Origin of the sequence: Caballeronia sp. LjRoot34, assembly GCF_964253815.1 — a bacterium.
GTDB lineage: Bacteria > Pseudomonadota > Gammaproteobacteria > Burkholderiales > Burkholderiaceae > Caballeronia.
The window spans coordinates 1,374,825-1,392,444 of sequence record NZ_CAXUSB020000003.1 but is presented as its reverse complement, the minus strand read 5'-3'; the positions used below and the strand labels follow the sequence as shown (position 1 = coordinate 1,392,444).

Genomic DNA, 17,620 nt, shown 5'->3' with positions numbered 1-17,620 from the left:
CACGGTGAGCGATATGCGCGACGCCGATTGGATCGAACTGGACCGTCTTGTCGAAGATGCAATGAAGTGCTGGGCCATTCCCGGCCTGGCCATCGCCGTGGTTCAAGGCGACGACATCATTCTGCTCAAGGGTTATGGTGTACGTGAACTGGGCGCGAGCGCTCCGGTCACGCCCGACACGCAATTCATGATCTGCTCGCTGACCAAATCGATCAACGCCGCCGGTATTGCGCTACTGGTCGACGAAAAGCGGTTGAATTGGGACACGCGCGTTCGTGAAATACTGCCGGAATTCCAGCTTCGCGATCCGGCTACTACTGAAGCTATCACTGTCTCCGATCTGCTTGCGCATCGTAGTGGGCTCCCCCGTCATGACCGCATGTGGTCGCTGCCAGAAGCGCGGTCGCGGGAACAGATCCTATATGCCATGCGTTATCTGGAATCGAGCCGGCCTCTGCGCGAGGCGTACCAGTACTCGAACCTCGGCTACATCGTCGCGGGCATGGTCGCTGAGCGGCTCAGCGGGCAGAGTTGGGAACAGTTCACGACGCAGCGCCTTTTGTCGCCTTTGGGTTTCAGGAATTTCGGATTCTCGACTGACACATTGGTATTGGCGGCCGATTTCGCGCATCCGCATGTTCGGGATGGGCGGCATGCCCGTCGAACGAGATTGTGGCCGATGCACGCGACGCCTGCCGGCGGCATCCACACCTGCGCGGCGGATATGGCCCGTTGGCTGCGATTGCTGCTATCGCGAGGACACGTCGACGGTGCGCAAATCCTTTCGGAAGCGGCAGTGACCACGATGATGACGCCGCACATCGACTCGGACGATTCGGGATTCGCGGAGATCGGTAGGAACCAATACGGATACGGGCTGACGTGCCAGCTTTATCGTGGCGAGCGCACTGTGTCACACACCGGTTCGCTGCCCGGCTGGGGTTCGCTGTTCAGCATGATGCCGGATCGTGAGATTGGGGTTGTCGTGCTGACGAATCGCGATCCCTGTCCCGTTCGCGAATTGATCACGTACGCGGTGTTCGATCGATTGCGCTCGCTCTCGCCGATCGACTGGTTCGAGATCTTTCACGCGAGACGGCAAAGCACTTTAGAAAAAGAAGAAGCTGACGCACGGCGTTTTGGCGCCAACGGTATTGTGGTTCCGTATCCAGACGCGCTTCTCAAGCACTTCATCGGCGAATATAGCAATCCAGCTTATGGCACGATTTCGATCACCCACAATACATCCGGCATGCGTTGGAGTTGGCGGGGCCTGAAAGGCAGGCTGGTATATCGAGGTGAAAGCTCGTTGCAGTTGAAAGAGGACGACGAAGCTCGCTTGTCTGACCTGGTTTTCACGTTCGACCGACATGCGGACGGGGTCGTTACCAGACTGAGATCGCCGTTGGAGCCGGCGGTTTCGGATATCGTCTTCCGACGTTGATTGGCCGCGTGAATGACCGTTTTTACGTCACCCGCGATGACCGCGGCGGGTCGGGTACGGCCGATCGTCCGTAGGGCGGAGGTCAAGACGCGTCATTTGGCAAGATTGCCGCATGGACATTGGTGCGGCTGCTTCGCTCTGAAATCGGTCAGTCGAGCGCCAGTGATGTGCGTCGGGTCATTCGGCCTTTGCGGTGGTTCGGGATGCCTCGTGGTTGCGAGGGAGCTGAACTCACCTTTAACGATCCAACCTCTGAATAATGTCGAGCCGCCAGAGCGACAGTGCATCTTGATGATGTCGCGTTCGGGCTTGACCATTCGGGAGGTCAAGCCGAACCGCCCGCTTCCACAGTGACGAGACCCGACAGATCGATGCCCGCCTTAAGAGAACCGTACAGGTTCATCGCGATATATGCGGGCAGCACCTCTGCGCGATGGACGTGGTCGCCGAACGCGCAAGAAATACGGCATGTTTCACCGTGATCGGCGAATATAAATGACTTCACGGAAAAGCCTTTGTTCGCCTCCGAATAGTCTTCCTGTGTCAGATCCGGTCTTTCGTTGAGCATAGTGTGAACCGGATGCCGGGCTGGCAGTAAATCGGAAAGACTGGGATCGTCCGATATGCGCTGCAAATCGGAGCCGTAGTAATGAACGCCGCTGTAGTGTTCGAGGCACTTGTAGAGCGCGAGGATCTGCTTAGTGGACCAATGAGAGAGCCGAAAGGTCCCGTCATACATTGCGTATTTGACGCAGACACTTACCACTGCGCCGGAAACACTCATGACAGCGGTTTTGAAGCTGGCAGCCAGATTCGGCTCATCGCTGGCGCGACGATTCTCGATGCGCATATTGGATCCCCAATTGGCTAAGGATAACTGAATAATCTGGAGTACGGGAGCGCCGAAGTGCTCCGTTCCTTGCGGCAATTTTTGAGGAGAGTGATGATTCGTGACTGATATGCCAGACCCGTCCTGCGTGGATGAAGAGTCGACCGACCGGACAACGCGGACCGGCATTCGCCGGTCTGCGCTCCCGATCACTCGACGCGCCGACGGGTCCACACCGATGATGACAGAAAGGCTCAGACCGTCTTGATCAGCCCCAATTGCGTGAGAGCCGACACACCGTCGTCAAGACCAAGCTCTTCGACGATTTTGCCCTCCTTCAAACGAAGTACGGTGGTGCCGGTGAAGTGCATCTTGCGGCCGGTTGCCGCCGGCAGAGACCCTGCAAGAAAGTCACCAAAAGCCGGGCCCGTGTGCGTACCACCACCTTCCCATTGGCCTACGACGTAATCGCCTTCAGCGATGAGATCCGTGACGCCCCAGAAATTGAGGTCCGGAAAGGCTTCGCGGAAAGCGGTCATGAACGCTTTGATGTCGTCACGACCACGACGGGGTTCATGCAGCGAGTATTTCAACAGCATGTCCGGCGCAGCGATCTCGTCGACAATGCTCAGGTCACATTTCTCGCCCCAGAAACTGGTGAACCAGCGACCTACGACCGCCTTGTTGTCCTCTTCCTTTGACATGTTCGACTCCTTACTGAGCTTGATTGGCAGCGAAGCGGGCTTGCTTCGCCTGGAACGAACAATATCCATCGCGCCTCCCCACTACTACCCGTTTCTTGCGGTGCGATTCAGACAATCCGTTTCACGCCGCTCATCCGGAACCAGAGCAGAAGGATTGCCTGCAACACGTATGGTTGGTTCTATGCGCCGGGCGCCTCAATAAGCTAGTACGCGCCATGCCTTGGGCCGTCTCATCTGCATACGGTAGTTGAACTGGTGACTTCGAGAAACTGACGTCGAGTTGAATACCGCAAGAACCGGAAAGACGTACCCATCAAAAGATCTTACTTTCGACGCTTTCTGGAGAAAGTCTCTCATGCTGAAATACCTCTGCGCTAATACAGCCGAACGAACCTTCGCCAACGGCGCTGCGGTGATCAACGAGGCCCTGCATCGGCAGGCTCATATATCCACGTCCTCCGACGACACGCGACTGGATCGCCTGGTACAGCGTCTGCTTGACCTCGACGAAGACGACGCGATGGAGCTGGAGGCACTTGGTGGCGTGCCGATGGCGTTGGGCAGCCGAAGTCCCGCGAGCTTCAACAATGTCCTGCAGCAGGTCATTCGGCAACTTCAATTGACCAAGCTGTTCTGTCCCAGCCAGGAAGGCGAATTCCACCGAAGCATCTATCCGGCTGCTTATAACGAACGAACGGGTGAACATCATCCAGAGGAGATGGCGCGATGGCGGGCGGAATTCCGGGGCATGGCTCCGGAACAGCAGATGATGACAAGCACGATCATCTGGCTATATCAATCGGGTCCCGATTCGACGTGGCTGCGTCGCGTCCCCTGTACCTGGCGAGCAGGCGAAGCGATTCAGTACATGAGTGACGCCGGATGTCTCTCGCTGTGGCTCAACCTCATTGCAAGATATCCGGGCTGGTAAGCGATATCGACGTCGTGCCGCTGCGGCAGGGTGATGCGGTGGTCTTCGCCGTCAACCATCGCCCCGTGCGCTCCATGCGTGGGTTCTATCGCGCGAACTTGCGCCATGGCGTCAGCAAGCTGGATCGCGGGCAGCGCCATACACTGGGCATCATCTTCCACTACGCTAAATAGTCCCTGGCCGGAGACCCACCCCACAGAACGAAACGAAGCCGTACGCCCCGGCACTCGGTCCGCCATCGACGGAGGCGGCCGAGTATGACGAACCGGGACTCGCCTGCACGCACACCTGCGCGGTACCCACGGGTACGCATGGCGCGCCATCCCCCCGCCGGGCATTCATCGGTTCGAATAGATGCCTTGGCTCGTCAAGGCGTAGTAGCCGACAACGAAGATGAAAATCCCAATTGCGATAAGCGGGTGAACAAACCAACCTAGCGCCGCCGCCATGATGTAAAGCAGGATGCCAAGCGCCGGTCGAAGCACCTGCGACGCAAAAGCAGCCGCCGGCAGATGCGGCTTCAAGAGTTCAGGATGACGATGCAAATGCCGAAAGGCAGGGAGCCATGACGCCGACATTAGTCCGGCTATCAAGGCATAAAGCACCACGGCTGCCTTCTGGTCCATGAGGTTCCCGTCGCGGAATGCACCCGCCAGCACGCCGGTCGGAAACGGAATCAAGGCTGCGGTACCAACGATGCCGAGATTGATACAGTTGAGTGTCACATCCACCTTACAGAGACGCTCGAACATGTAGTGATGGTTGAGCCAGATGATTCCAACGTAGATGAACGCAATTGCATAGGCCAAGTAGGAAGACCATTCCGCCACAAGCTCTTCCCCCAATCTTCCTGACGCAGCGTTCGGGCGATGGATCTCCAGAACAAGCAGCGTAATGATGATGGCGAAAGCCCCATCACTGAAGCTTTCCACACGGCGTGGCTCTGGGAGGCCAAAGACGCTTTTTATCTCGGCAACCTGTGCCGCCTCCGCGTTGGGCCGCGCGAGCGGAAACGACGGACCTGCTTTCTGGGCGAGTGCGTTGCATACATTGCGGGCCTTGCACCAGAGGGCTCTCGACCAACGTCCGATGAAAGGTTTATTTTCCTCTAGTGCTGGCATCGTGGATTCCTTTCGCGTAATCGTTCTGAGGGGCAGTTCGGGGCATGCCCGTCTGGGGAGCAGCGCAGAGGCAAGGGACGGTCGTCACCGATCTCAACGACCCCTTAAACCGCTGACGCGGCATCTTGAGTTCGATGACGGATCTCGTCGCGGAAAATGTATCGCAACGGTCGATTCAAGACACTCCGTTCCTTGCTTTGGAATTCGATATCGAGGCAGTGCTTCAACGACCGCTTGAGGATCTTGACCGGTGCGTATTGAGATGCCGGTTTTGGCCGATAGCGCCAGTTCAACTAAGGCGCCTAAAGCCGACATTCGCGAAGACTGAGACGAGCTCGCCCACGACCGCAAAGGCCGAACTGCCGACGGCCGTTGTACCTTGGAAGCCACCATTGAAGTTGACTCGTGACGAACGACGGTAGTGACGGTAGTAGGTCAAGCCGAGCCGGTCGTCGTTGGATTCGGTCGTTAAGGATTGTAGACGCCTGTCCTAAACACCCGGCCTGCAAGCGCACGCGAAAGCCGGCGGGCAGGCGTCCGACAATCCTTAACAAACTGGGACTTTCAAAGCTGCGTCCAGATACAACAAAGCCGACTTGACGTCGGCTTTGTTGTAAAACATAGGGTCACACTTTGCGGGTAAAGCCTATCCCTGCACTTGCTGCAAAAATATGCCTCCTGTTTCAGGGCCCTGCCCTACGATTGCGGATAACGCACATTCCATTGCTTAAGCGCCCTCGTTTCGCGATCGAAACCGAGCACGCTCACCGACGCGGTATCGAGCAGCAAATGCGCTCCAAGCGCCGCTGAATCGGCCATCCAGCAGGCACCGAGAACCCGTAGGAAATGCGCATGCGAAAACAGCGCGATGCGCCCGTTCGTGGCAAGCAGCCGCCGGATCAGAGACTCCGCCCGCGCCTGGATGTCTTCGACGTTTTCGCCTTCCGGTATCGGCGAGGTCCATACGGCCCAGTCAGGGTCCTCAGCGCGGATATCCTTTGTCGTACGGCCTTCATAGATACCGTAGTTCCATTCGCTCAGCCGCGGCTCTTCTTCGGCCTGTGCACCAAGACCTGCCTCGGCGCAGGTATCGCGAGCGCGAGACATCGGGCTGCACAGCACGAGGTCGAAGGGCTGTGCAGCAAGCACCGGCCGCAGCGAACGCGCCTGTTCGCGCCCGTGATCGGTCAGAGGAATATCGGTGCGGCCCGTGTGCTGGCCGGACAGGCTCCATTCGGTTTCACCATGACGGATCAGCCAGATCTCGGGCTGGTTCACGTGGTTTTCGGTAGCGGTAGCGTTCATTGGCGTTGGCAGGATGAGGTCAGGAATCAGCGTTCGGCTTAGTACCGAAACGAGCGGAGCTTGCTTGCGTCTGACCCGATTCTACGGGGCTATCGACAAATTTTCAGAGCAGGCCCCGCATGTCAGATGATCGATCGCGTGCGGGTTCGGCCAGACGCGGTTGCCTTCAGACCGATTCGAAGCGGTCAGCCCTGAACGGCGTGACATCGACGAACGGTTCTTCCCCCGTCATCATGGACGCGATCAGCCGCCCGGTCACCGCGCCGAGCGTCAACCCGTGATGCGCGTGTCCGAACGCAAACCACATGGTCTTGTGACGCGGCGCGGGGCCGATGATCGGCATCATGTCGGGTGTACACGGCCGCCGGCCCATCCATGGTTCGTCGTCTACCCGCTCACCGAGCGGGAACAGCGTACGCGCCACGGGCTCGGCGCGCATCAGTTGCACGGGTGTCTTGGGCGCATCGCGATCCGCCAGTTCAACACCCGTTGTCAGCCGAATGCCGCGTGCCATTGGCGCGAGCAGGAAACCGTTATCCACGTCCAGCACGGGATGGTTCAGCACCGTCCCGGGTTGCGGCGCGTAATGCATGTGGTAACCGCGCTTGACCGCGAGCGGCAGCCGGTAGCCGAGCGCCGAGGTCACGTCTTTGGCCCACGGCCCCAACGCAATCACCGCCGACGACGCACTGACCGCACCGTCTTGCGTTATCACGCGCCAGCCGTCGCCATCGGCTTCGAGCGACGTTGCATCGCCGGTCAGGAAGCGGCCTCCCAGACGCTCGAAGTACGCTGCATAACCCGCGACCAACGCACCCGGATCGGTGACCGACACCGCATCCGTGTAATGCAAACCGCCTATTAGCGAACGGTCGAGATGCGGCTCCGCTAGTTGCAACGTCGCCGGATCGAGGAGCTTGTATTGCACGCCAAACTCGCGATGCCACCGCTCTGCGTCACGCAACTCGTCATCCTGAGCGGCGGCACTGTGGAACACCTTGATCCAGCCCGTTGGACGCAACAACGACTCGACGCCGGCCTCGTGCGCAAGGACCTCATGCTCGGTCACGCAATGTTCGATCAGCGTAGCGTACTGACGCGCGATGGCGGCATGGCGCGCGGGTTCGGAATTACGCCAGTAGGCCCAGAGGAATGGCGCCAGCGCGGGCAATGCGTCGCGATGGTAATGGACATCGATGGAGGAATTGCGGGCGTAGTGCATCAGCGTGCCGATGTCGCGGGGAAGCGCGTAGGGGTAGACACCCTCCCGCTGCAACAGCCCCGCGTTGCCGAACGAGGTTTCGAGACCAGGACGCTTGCGGTCCACGAGCGCGACCGAGCGGCCACGCTTTTGCAAATGAATGGCGACCGATACCCCCACGATGCCCGCGCCCAGCACGACTGTGTCGAACTTCATGCGTTGAATCTCTCCTCTACGTCCAGTTTGTTCGCGGCGGCGAATGGTGGACGGATATCCGCCACTCATCGTTCACCGCCCCAGAAACTTCCAGACGTAGATCATACGCGCGCGCTCTCCAAGCTTTCGGAATAAAGCTTTCGTTTCATCTCGGCCGGCGTCTTCGCGCCATGATGTGCCTCGATTTGAGCAGGGCTTTAAGCGGTCGTCTATCAGGCGATATTCGACAGAGACACTGCGGGGATAGTAAGCGTGCCCGCAGTGCCTGCCGCACAACGCGGCCACGCCGTTGCGTGTGCCGCGCCGGTGGCATAACGCGTGCTTAGCTTTTGCGAAGCGCTGGGGAGCCCCATGGCGCGCCGATCGTGCCGCCATCGACCACAATCTCGGCCGCCGTGATCCCGGACGCACCGTCCGACGCAAGGAACAATACGGCCTCCGCGACCTCTTCAGCGGCGGCGAGGCGTCCCATTGGAATAGCCGGTGAGAGTGCGTCTTCCGTGCCGTCCAGTGTCGCGCCGACTCGTGCACCACGGGTCCAGATCGGCGTACGCGTGGCGCCGGGGATCACCGTGTTCACGCGAATGCCGCGTTCTACAAGCTCGGCGGCAAACACTTTCGCCATGCCCGTAATGCCGGCCTTCGACGCCGAATAAGCCGCCGTACCCGCCCGGCCAAGCTCACGCATGACCGAACCATTCAGCACGATCGATCCCCCCGCCGACATCAGCGGCAGCGCCGCCTGAACCGTAAGAAAAACCGCTGTGAGGTTGGTGCGCAGAATCGCCTCGAACGCCGCAGCGGTCGTGCTTCCCAGCGGCGTTGGCCCTGAAATCCCCGCGTTGGCAAACACGATATCGAGCGAACCGTAAGCGTCGCTGACCTGCTTGATCACCGAATCGATTGCGGTCGGATCGTCCAGATCCGCCTGGATGGCGAGCGCATTTGCGCCCAGCTCCGACGCCGCCTCGTCGAGCTTCGCGCGGTCGCGCCCCGTGATCGCCACGCGAGCGCCTTCGGCTATCAACAACCTCGCTGTCGCAAAACCAATCCCGCTGTTTCCGCCCGTAATCAAGGCAGTTTTATCAGTGAAACGCATGGGTCCTTCTCCTGTTGGTCACCGCCTGGTTGCGGCAGAAAATGCATCGACTGTAACGACACACCATCAATCTAAATGTTGAACATAATCCACAAATTCAGTATTATCGTCATCATGCAGATTGTCAAGCGAGGATTGAGATGGGTTACTCACAGGCGCAGAAAGCGGAGAGCAGGCAACGCGTGCTGGACACGGCAGCGCGGCAGATCCGCGAGCACGGCCTGGAAGCGTTGGGGGTCGCCGATTGCATGCGCCGAGCGGGGCTTACGCACGGCGCGTTCTATGGACATTTTTCGTCGCGCGATGCGTTGATCATCGCCGCGCTGGAACAGGCAATGACACGGGGCCAGACACGCGTGATGTCGCGCGCGGCCGATGCGGCGAAACATTCAAAGACACCATTCGAAGCGATCGTCGATGCCTACCTGCACCCCGCTCACGCGGACAATCCCGGTACCGGATGCGCGCTGTGCGCACTTGCCGGCGATACGGTGCATGCAACAGCGGACGTAAAAGCGCTCTACACCACGCACTTGCGGCAGCTTGCAGATCAGTTGACACAAGCCGCGGGAGCCGGAGAAGGAAACGCAGACGAAACCGGGAGCGAAGCGCTGGGACTAGGAGTGGCGGCCACCATCGTGGGCGCGATCACGCTGGCGCGCGCAGTGGACGATCACGAACTGGCGCTGTCGATTCTCACCGCCGCACATGCGCTTGTCATGAAGCAGGACGGGGCTGCGCAGCAATGAACCCACGGTGAACGGTGGCGGGCATGAGTGCAGGTTCAGTGGTTCTCAGCAAACTCACGGGTGCAGAATCGATGCAACTGCTGCAATAACTCGGAGCCTTGCGAAGTCAGGCGCGGCGTAGCCCGACCGTTCGTGCTCGCATCAATGCTGACGAGGTGCTCGTGCTCGAGACTCGCCACGTCGGAACATTGAGGTTCCACTTGCGACGGCGAGTGTTGGATCAGGAGCAGTGTCGACAACTCGTGAGGGCTGAGCATGGGAATCTCCTTGCATGAATGAATCGCAACCGTTTGCGTTCATGCATCCTAGAGAGCCAAATCGACATTCACGCTACAGCCATTTTTCACGGCATTACACGGTTACATTCTCGCAATGAACAACCGCCCGTGCGGGCCGTAACCGGAGCCCGCAGAAACTTCCCGTTGCAATTGCCCGGTCAACCGAGCCAGACTCAAGTCTTTCAGCGGGTAAGGAAGCGCATGCCGGCCGTAAAATAAGGTGACTTGACATGCGCTGCGCCAACCTCAATTCACCCCTTGCCGCTCAAGCGCCCCCACCGATTCCGCCTGTTTTGACTCGTTCGACTCACGTCCATTTTGAAGACGCGCCAGGCCGCGAATGCCAATCAGCGAGACCGCCGACAGCACTGTAAAAAAGAGCGCGAGCGGCAACCATTGACCCTGGAATCGCTGCGCGATCATGGTGCCGATGATCGGTGTCGTACCGCCGGCAATCGTCGCACAGAGCTGGTACGCAATCGAGATGCCGGAATAGCGCAGATGCCGGGGAAACGCATAAGTCATGAAGCCCGCGATAACCGCATAGACCGCCGACAACACGACCACCGAGAACGCGATACCCGCAATGATCGCCACCGGGTTTCCGGTATTGACGAGCATGAACATGGGGTACGGCGTTAGCATCGAAAGCAGCGCAGCGGCCGTGAGGAAACGGGCATTGCCAAATCGTTCCGCCAGCATGGCCGAGATTGGTTGCGAGAGAAGCTGAATGACGGTGACGGCAAACAGGCAGTCGAGAATCAGCGACTTCGACATATGCAAATAGACCGTCACGTACGAGATCATGAACGTGTTGGTGAAGAAGAATCCGGCGGACCCTATAGTCGTTGCCGCCGCCGCGAAAAGGATCGGCACCCAATGCGATTTGAGCACTTCCTTGACGGGTGACTGCACCATTTCGTCCGACTTCTTCATTGCCTCGAACTCAGGCGATTCATTGACACCCGAACGAATCACCAGGCCGGCCGCGAGCAGGATGAAGCTTGCGAGAAACGGCAAACGCCATCCCCAGGAGATGAAGTCGTCGTGATTGAGCGACGTCACCAGCCGGAAGGAAATGAGCGAAAGAATCAGGCCTGCGGGACTTCCCATTTGCGGGAACGACGCGAAGAAGGTCTTGCGTCCTTCCGGCGCGTGTTCACTCGACATCAGCACGGCACCGCCCCACTCGCCGCCCACTGCAATGCCCTGCACTATGCGGAGCACGATCAGCATCGCCGGCGCCCAGATACCGGCTGTCGCGTAAGACGGCAACAAGCCGATGCCGGTTGTCGCCACGCCCATGAGGAACATGGTCAGCAGCAGCATTTTCTTGCGTCCCAGCTTGTCGCCCAAGTGCCCGAACACCGCACCGCTCAGAGGCCGTGCAATGAAGCCGACCGCGAATGTGCCGAATGAAGCGAGCGTGCTGATGAAGTGATTGCTGCTTGGAAAGAAGACGTCACCTAGCACGAGCGCGGCGGCTGTCGCGTAGGTATAGAAGTCGTAGAACTCGACGGTCGTGCCGATAAAAGCCGCAAACGCTGCGCGGACGGGTTGCCTGCCGGAGACCGCTGCCTTCATGATTTTCGTGTTCCTTGAAAGTGGCGCGCGTTGTTCAAAACGCGATGTACGAGAGGGGATACCGACTTATCAAGCGTCAAAAATCATTCGTACAATCGCGTTTTTGCATTGTCAGTATCAACGTGGCTAATACTTCCATACCCGCGTTGCGGCGCGGGCGCTGCGGCGTTTCAATGCCAGGAGTCGGGGTCAAGCATTAGCAGGATTGATGATGAGGATAAGGACAGGGAATTTGACGAATGCTTTCTGTTCAACGAACACTACGTCCTGTCACCGCGCACGAACTAGAGAGATCCATAGCATGCAAGCAACGCAAAATCTGCCTCCCGATACGCACAAGGCCGTGTTCGACGCCGACATGTTTGACTCTGATGAATGGCAGGTCCGTTCGGATCTGGCGGCGCTGTACCGGCTTACGGCCCATTTCCGCATGACGGACATGATCGATACGCACATTACTGCGCGCTTGCCCGGCGCGACGCCGGCATTCCTGATCAACCGGTATGGCGTTATGTTCCATGAGATGCGGGCTTCGGATCTGGTCAAGATCGATCATCTGGGCAATGTCATTGATGAACGCGCCGCTACCGAACCCGCGCGCTTTCGCGTGAATGCTGCTGGATTCACGATACATTCCGCGATTCACATGGCCCGCGAGGACCTTGGTTTTGTGGTTCACACGCATACGGCCGCGGGAACGGCGGTGTCTGCGCAAGAGCATGGGTTGTTGCCGATCAGTCAGCATGCGCTCAAGTTCTACGGCAAGCTCGGGTATCACGACTACGAGGGCATTGCGTTGAATCTTGGAGAGCGTGAACGTCTGGTGCGCGATCTTGGTCGCAACAAGGCGATGATCTTGCGGAATCATGGTTTGCTTGTAGCGGGTGCCACGGTTGCCGAGGCGTTCCATGAGATCTATTTTCTTGAGCGCGCTTGTCAGGCGCAGATTCAGGCGTTGGCGGGCGGGACCCCGTTGCGCATTCCGTCTGTGGAAGTTTGCGAATTGACCGCCAGCCAGTTCAACCGCGAGGAATCGGCGGAAATCATGGAGATGGCTTGGCGGGCGGCGTTGCGATTAATAACGGATTAGTTTTTTGCTCGCGCCGGTGGACGGGGTTTGGAGGTAGTGGTCGGGGGGGTGCTGGTGGTTTTGGGGTTGGCGGTCGGAGTTATTGCCGGGTTGCTGCTTTCAGTGTTAGTGGTCTGCAAGAGTTGGATTTTCTCTTTATCACTATTAGCCACTGTGCGTGGCGGCACGTCATTTCTTTGTCCAAAGCGACAAAGAAACGAAGCAAAGAAAGCGCTTTAACCGCTCTACCCTAAGTGTCCACAGCGTGCAGTTTTCATTCATAGGTGCCCCAAAAGCACGGTGCTCGCCAGAGCCACCGATGTGTGAAACCCTCCTTCTCGCGAATCCTGACACGAACACGCTTCGCCCCGTACGCTCTCGGGCAAGCACCATTTCTAACGAATCCAAATGGCCTCACACGTATTTACGGTCGCAGTTTTTTTGGTTGGTTAGCTGCCTGGTCTGCGCGGTCATATTCGTGGATCGTAGCCTGATCCGTAGCAGCTTGACGCGAATTACCACTTCGAGCTTTAGTGAATTGGCTACGTTCTTCATACGATTATTTTCGTTGGCTACTGCCTTAAGCATCTTTGGGGTTTGATACGTTGCGGGTTGGCGGCGTGGTTCGACGAGAGTACAAATTCGGAGGGAGGTTATCCGCGGATAGCGCGGGGTGCTCCTTGGGCAGGTTCAATCACTGGTGGCGAAGCGTGTGGGTATCCGTGTTCGGAGAAGGAGGGGTTCACACATCGGTGGCTCTGGCGAGCACCGTGCTTTTGGGGCACCTATGAATAGAAACTGCACGCTGTGGACACTTAGGGTAGCGTGGTTTAAAAGCGCTTTCTTTGCTTCGTTTCTTTGTCGCTTTGGACAAAGAAATGACGTGCCGCCACGCACAGTGGCTAATAGTGATAAAGAGAAAATCCGACTCTCGCAGACCACCACGGCCGAAAGCACCAACCCAGCATAGACCCCGACCACTAACCCCGGAACCTAACACCCTGGCACTGACCCCGACCGCGAACCCCAGAACCGACCACCCCGGCATAGACCCCAACCACTACCCCCAAAACCACCCCCCGTCCACCGGCGCGAGCGAAAAACCTATGACTAAAATTGTCCTCATCAGCCGCGACTTCGATATGTCGCACCTCGTCCCGTCCATTCTCCGCGCAGCGCCCGACCTCGAAGTCACGTTGCACGGTCACGAAAACGCCCAAAACGCCGAGGTCGCCGTGTGCTGGAATCCCCCCCATGGCGCTATCGCAGCGTTACCCCAGTTACGGCTCGTGCACAGCATCGCAGCCGGCGTCGACAACATCCTGACCGACCCCAGCCTGCCCCGCGTACCCGTGTGCCGAGTGGTCGATCCGCAGCACGCACGCGGCATGAGCGAATTCGTGACGTGGGGCGTACTGCATTTTTATCGACAACTTGATCGTGTGATATTGAACCAGCAAGAAGAACGCTGGTTTCGCCCCACTCAGCAAGATCCATCAACCTGTTCAATAGGCGTGATGGGACTCGGTGAGATCGGCAGCCGCGTGGCAACAGACGTGCATCGGCTAGGATTCAGCGTACGCGGTTGGGCGCGTCGGGCAAGAGACCTGCAAGGCGTCGAAACATTCGAAGGTGCGCAAGGGCTGGAACCTTTCCTCCAAGGTACCGATATCCTTGTTTGCCTGTTACCCCTGACGGACGAAACGCGCGGCATCCTGAATGCACGCACGTTCAATGCATTGCGTCCCGGCGCAAAGCTGATCCATGTGGGAAGAGGGGAACATCTGGTACCGGAGGATTTGCTGCGCGCGCTGAATGAGGAGCGCATTGGCGGCGCCATTGTCGATGTCTTTCCAAACGAACCACTGCCGCGAGGACATGCATTCTGGCGGGCGAAGAACATGATCGTGACCCCGCATATGGCGTCGGTCGCCAGCGCGGATACGATCGGACTACAGGTAGCGGAGAACGTGCGGCGGCTCGTGAATGGGGAGGCTTTGCACAACGCGGTTGATGTGACGCGAGGCTATTAGCACACCAGGCTCTTCGCCCAAAGATGCCTCTACACCGCGACAGGAATCGCTTCACCGCCTTCCGTATCGATAAACCGGTGCAGCGCATCCAGGAAGGCCGTCTCGGCCGCGCTGAACTTCCGGTCATTCGACCAGAGCAGATGCACATCGAGATCGGCCACGCCCTCATCCGGTGGCAGGCGCTGAAAACGCCCCTGCGCAATATCCTCCCGAACCACATGTTCAGGAAGACAACCAATGCCGAAGCCGGCGAATATGAATCGCTTCACTTCCCACATGCTCGACGAAGATCCGATCACGCGCTCGGTGAATCCCATCTCATCGCGGAAGAACGTCAGCGGCGACATGTGATCGCCTACCTTGTCACCGGTAAAGGACACAAACTTCTCGCTCACGAGATCGGACGTGCGCAGGTCCGTGCGCCCGAACAACGGATGGTGGCGCCCGCAAAAAAGTGCATAACGCTGCCTCAGGAACACGCGGCTCTCGACTCTCTTGGGCAAGGTGCGGCGCGGCGTAAGCCCAAGCGTTGCGGACTTCTGCTGCAAACTGCTGACTACGTCGGCGCTGCGCATCTCCTGACTCTCGAGTTCAATGCGCGGATAGTCGCGATGGAACTCGGCAAGGAATGTGTCGTAAGCAGGGAAATCAATGCCGCTCACCGTGCTCAGGCGCACCACGCCCGAGATATCGTGATCGCCGTCGACCTTGGCCAGCGAAAGTCGCGAGATCGTGCCGTACACATCTTCTGCGATCTGCTGCACTTCAATGCCGGCCTGTGTCACTTCTATGCGCGGCCCATGACGATCCACCAGCCGCATGCCAAGCTGATCCTCCAGACGCCGCAAAGCCTGACTCACGGCGGGTTGCGTCAAATGCAGCCGCGTAGCCGCGCGACTCACACTGCGCTCGCGCGCTATAGCGAGAAATGTCCGCAGCAGATTCCAGTCGAGCCGATCATTCAGGTAGGTATCGGATCGTTCGTTGCTCATTGCTAACCTCAGCTGTCATCATCCATGAAAATTATACTTAAAATAAATATTAGAAATTGGACTAATCATTTTGTATTCCCGATAAAGGAGTCATGCGCCACCGCGCGACACGAATTAGCGAGTGCAAAAAGCTAAGCGGGCAGCGGCAGCGATGGCTTAAGACCTGCATTTCCTACCCACGCTCCGACATCAACAAGGACTTCATCATGAAAGCGTTTGGCCTGCCCCCTCCGGTTGCACGTTGCATGGTATTGGCGCTGGTTTTATTGTCTGCCGTGTTGGGTTCCCTGCCCTGCGCGTACGCCGATTCGCTCGACAACGTCAAGCAAAGCAAGGTGGTGAAGATCGGCGTATTCCAGGACTATCCGCCGTTCGGCTCGATCGGCGCGGACATGAAGCCGCGTGGAATCGACGTAGATCTTGCCGCGGTCCTGGCGAAAAAACTCGGGACGCGCGTGGAGCTCGTACCCGTGACGGGCACGAACCGGCTGGCGTACCTCGCCGATCATAAAGTCGACCTGCTGATGTCGGTCGGGCAAACACCGGCACGAGAAAAGGTCCTGGACTTCACGCAAGCCTACGCGCCCTACTACATCGCCGTGTTCGGTCCGAAGGCCGTCGAGGTCAAGCAAGCCGCCGACCTGGGTGGCAAGTCGGTCGCGACCGCAGGCGGGACGAACGAAGACATCAGCCTGACGAAAGTGGCACCGGGCACCGCAACGATCAAGCGTTTCGACGATCAAAGCAGCGCGATTGCCGCGTATATTGCGGGGCAGACACAACTGATTTCGCTGGGGGGAGACGTGGCTGCACGCGTTCGCGCAATGCATCCACAAACATCGATCGATGAAAAAATTCGTCTGCTCGACTCACCCATGCACATAGCGGTGAACAAGGGCGAAGGGCCGTTGAGAGACGAATTGAACACGGCCCTGGACAGTGCCCGCAAGGATGGCTCTATCGATCAGATCGAAAAGAAGTGGCTGGGCGTCTCGGTACCCGCATCCTCATTCTGATTTTTAATTTCGCCCGGAACGACAGTCGCGCACACAGGTCACGAGACAACAAACATGAAACCGGCATATCCCATTCGAGCGCCCGCGTTGCGGCGCGCATGGCTTTTCGTTCCCGGCGTCGATACCCCCAGCCATGCAGCCGCGCTCGCAAGCGGCGCGGACGCTATTGTTGCCGACCTCGAGGAAATGACCACGCCTGAGGATCGGCCAATGGCGCGAGAGCGGATCGTCGCGATGCTGCGTGAAGCCGCGCGCCTGGGATTGATCGGCGCCGCACGCATCAACAAGCTGGAGAATGATGGACATGCCGATCTTGAAGGCATCATGTCCGGAGCCCCGCATGCAGTCTTTTTGCCCCACACCGAAACCACGGATCAACTCGTCGCGCTGGATGCGGCGCTCAGTGAATTCGAACGTATCCACGATATCGTGCAAGGCACGACGGAGATTGTTCCGACTATCGAATCCGCAAAGGGTCTGGTCGCTCTCGGAACGTTATTGACCGTCAGCCCGCGTATTCGATGCTGCATGCTCGCAGTCGAGGATCTAGCCGCGAATCTGGGCGCGCGTCGCACGCCTGAAAGCCGGGAACTGCTTTATGCACGCAGCCGGTTTCTCATTGAATGTATTGCGGCGAATTGCGTGCCGATCGACCTGCCGTGTACCTACCGATCCCCCGCAACGCTGGCAGCGGATATGGAGCTCTCGACTCAGCTTGGATTTACATCGAAGTGCGTGGTGTTCGCCGAACACGTTGATGCGGTCAATCGCGCGCTGACACCGTCAGGGAGCGCTGCGGAGGCCGCGCGGGCAATGCTGGCTGCTTGCGAAGCACAAGGGGCCTATGCCGCCGACGCAGACAATTGGATCGACGCACCCGAACGCAATAATGCCAAACGTCTGCTCGCTCGCTACGAGGCTTTCCACGGCGATAAGTAAGCTTGATAAGTGAGCCTGGCGTCAAGGATTGCCGGGCTTGGTAAAGTCCCGGAATCAGTCGCGACGTACGGGCGCGGTAAGCATCGTATTCTGTCTAGAACTGCGTATGT

Annotated in this window: 16 protein-coding genes and 1 pseudogene; 8 read left to right on the top strand and 9 right to left on the bottom strand. The window is 58.5% G+C overall.

The window, feature by feature from the left end; translation table 11 throughout:
* Positions 1-13 precede the first annotated feature (13 nt).
* The gene (locus ACSQ36_RS37185) at positions 14-1,444 is read left to right on the top strand and encodes a serine hydrolase domain-containing protein (RefSeq protein ID WP_436185968.1); all 1,431 of its coding nucleotides are present in this window, start codon (positions 14-16) and stop codon (positions 1,442-1,444) included.
* Positions 1,445-1,769: 325 nt separating this feature from the next.
* On the opposite strand, the gene ACSQ36_RS37180 is transcribed toward ACSQ36_RS37185, so the two are convergent.
* Complete coding sequence (locus ACSQ36_RS37180) at positions 1,770-2,462, bottom strand: hypothetical protein (RefSeq protein ID WP_436185967.1); 693 nt, start codon at positions 2,460-2,462, stop codon at positions 1,770-1,772.
* Between the two features lie 65 nt (positions 2,463-2,527).
* Complete coding sequence (locus ACSQ36_RS37175; RefSeq protein WP_436185966.1) at positions 2,528-2,977, bottom strand: ester cyclase; 450 nt, start codon at positions 2,975-2,977, stop codon at positions 2,528-2,530.
* A 355-nt stretch (positions 2,978-3,332) separates the two neighbouring features.
* On the opposite strand from ACSQ36_RS37175, the gene ACSQ36_RS37170 reads away from it, so the two are divergent.
* Both ACSQ36_RS37170 and ACSQ36_RS37165 read left to right on the top strand, forming a co-directional pair.
* Positions 3,333-3,908: a hypothetical protein gene (locus tag ACSQ36_RS37170; RefSeq protein ID WP_436185965.1), complete on the top strand. Its 576-nt coding sequence runs from the start codon at positions 3,333-3,335 to the stop codon at positions 3,906-3,908.
* A pseudogene (locus ACSQ36_RS37165) lies at positions 3,908-4,081 on the top strand (2OG-Fe(II) oxygenase); the annotation flags it as partial. The gene ACSQ36_RS37170 and the pseudogene ACSQ36_RS37165, both read left to right, overlap by 1 nt.
* Positions 4,082-4,246: 165 nt before the next feature.
* Here the strand turns inward: ACSQ36_RS37165 and ACSQ36_RS37160 are convergent.
* From ACSQ36_RS37160 to ACSQ36_RS37145, 4 genes are all read right to left on the bottom strand, one after another.
* Positions 4,247-5,029: a TMEM175 family protein gene (locus ACSQ36_RS37160; protein ID WP_436185964.1), complete on the bottom strand. Its 783-nt coding sequence runs from the start codon at positions 5,027-5,029 to the stop codon at positions 4,247-4,249.
* Positions 5,030-5,725: 696 nt separating this feature from the next.
* A complete protein-coding gene (locus ACSQ36_RS37155; RefSeq protein ID WP_436185963.1) occupies positions 5,726-6,307 on the bottom strand; it encodes a histidine phosphatase family protein in 582 nt (193 codons plus the stop codon).
* A gap of 193 nt (positions 6,308-6,500) precedes the next feature.
* Positions 6,501-7,751 carry an NAD(P)/FAD-dependent oxidoreductase gene (locus tag ACSQ36_RS37150; protein ID WP_436185962.1) on the bottom strand — a complete coding sequence of 417 codons (1,251 nt, stop codon included), beginning with the start codon at positions 7,749-7,751 and terminating at the stop codon, positions 6,501-6,503.
* A 322-nt stretch (positions 7,752-8,073) separates the two neighbouring features.
* Positions 8,074-8,850, bottom strand: coding sequence for an SDR family NAD(P)-dependent oxidoreductase (locus tag ACSQ36_RS37145; RefSeq protein WP_436185961.1), 777 nt, complete (start codon positions 8,848-8,850; stop codon positions 8,074-8,076).
* Between the two features lie 140 nt (positions 8,851-8,990).
* Between ACSQ36_RS37145 and ACSQ36_RS37140 the strand changes: the two genes are divergently transcribed.
* Positions 8,991-9,599 (top strand): TetR/AcrR family transcriptional regulator, encoded by a 609-nt coding sequence (locus tag ACSQ36_RS37140; RefSeq protein WP_436185960.1) that lies wholly within the window; start codon positions 8,991-8,993, stop codon positions 9,597-9,599.
* Between the two features lie 35 nt (positions 9,600-9,634).
* On the opposite strand, the gene ACSQ36_RS37135 is transcribed toward ACSQ36_RS37140, so the two are convergent.
* On the bottom strand, positions 9,635-9,856 hold the full coding sequence (locus tag ACSQ36_RS37135) for a hypothetical protein (RefSeq protein ID WP_031360236.1): 222 nt from the start codon (positions 9,854-9,856) through the stop codon (positions 9,635-9,637).
* 267 nt (positions 9,857-10,123) lie between these two features.
* Positions 10,124-11,461 carry an MFS transporter gene (locus ACSQ36_RS37130; protein ID WP_436185959.1) on the bottom strand — a complete coding sequence of 446 codons (1,338 nt, stop codon included), beginning with the start codon at positions 11,459-11,461 and terminating at the stop codon, positions 10,124-10,126.
* Positions 11,462-11,819: 358 nt separating this feature from the next.
* On the opposite strand from ACSQ36_RS37130, the gene ACSQ36_RS37125 reads away from it, so the two are divergent.
* Complete coding sequence (locus ACSQ36_RS37125; RefSeq protein ID WP_436186461.1) at positions 11,820-12,551, top strand: class II aldolase/adducin family protein; 732 nt, start codon at positions 11,820-11,822, stop codon at positions 12,549-12,551.
* 1,085 nt (positions 12,552-13,636) lie between these two features.
* Positions 13,637-14,563, top strand: coding sequence for a 2-hydroxyacid dehydrogenase (locus tag ACSQ36_RS37120; protein WP_436185958.1), 927 nt, complete (start codon positions 13,637-13,639; stop codon positions 14,561-14,563).
* A 29-nt stretch (positions 14,564-14,592) separates the two neighbouring features.
* On the opposite strand, the gene ACSQ36_RS37115 is transcribed toward ACSQ36_RS37120, so the two are convergent.
* Positions 14,593-15,555 (bottom strand): LysR family transcriptional regulator, encoded by a 963-nt coding sequence (locus ACSQ36_RS37115; RefSeq protein WP_436185957.1) that lies wholly within the window; start codon positions 15,553-15,555, stop codon positions 14,593-14,595.
* A gap of 206 nt (positions 15,556-15,761) precedes the next feature.
* Here ACSQ36_RS37115 and ACSQ36_RS37110 point away from each other — a divergent pair, with 206 nt between their 5' ends.
* Both ACSQ36_RS37110 and ACSQ36_RS37105 read left to right on the top strand, forming a co-directional pair.
* Positions 15,762-16,571 (top strand): transporter substrate-binding domain-containing protein, encoded by an 810-nt coding sequence (locus ACSQ36_RS37110; protein ID WP_436185956.1) that lies wholly within the window; start codon positions 15,762-15,764, stop codon positions 16,569-16,571.
* 54 nt (positions 16,572-16,625) lie between these two features.
* Positions 16,626-17,510, top strand: a complete 885-nt coding sequence (locus tag ACSQ36_RS37105) for an HpcH/HpaI aldolase/citrate lyase family protein (protein WP_213766241.1) — start codon at positions 16,626-16,628, stop codon at positions 17,508-17,510.
* The last annotated feature ends 110 nt before the right edge of the window (positions 17,511-17,620 follow it).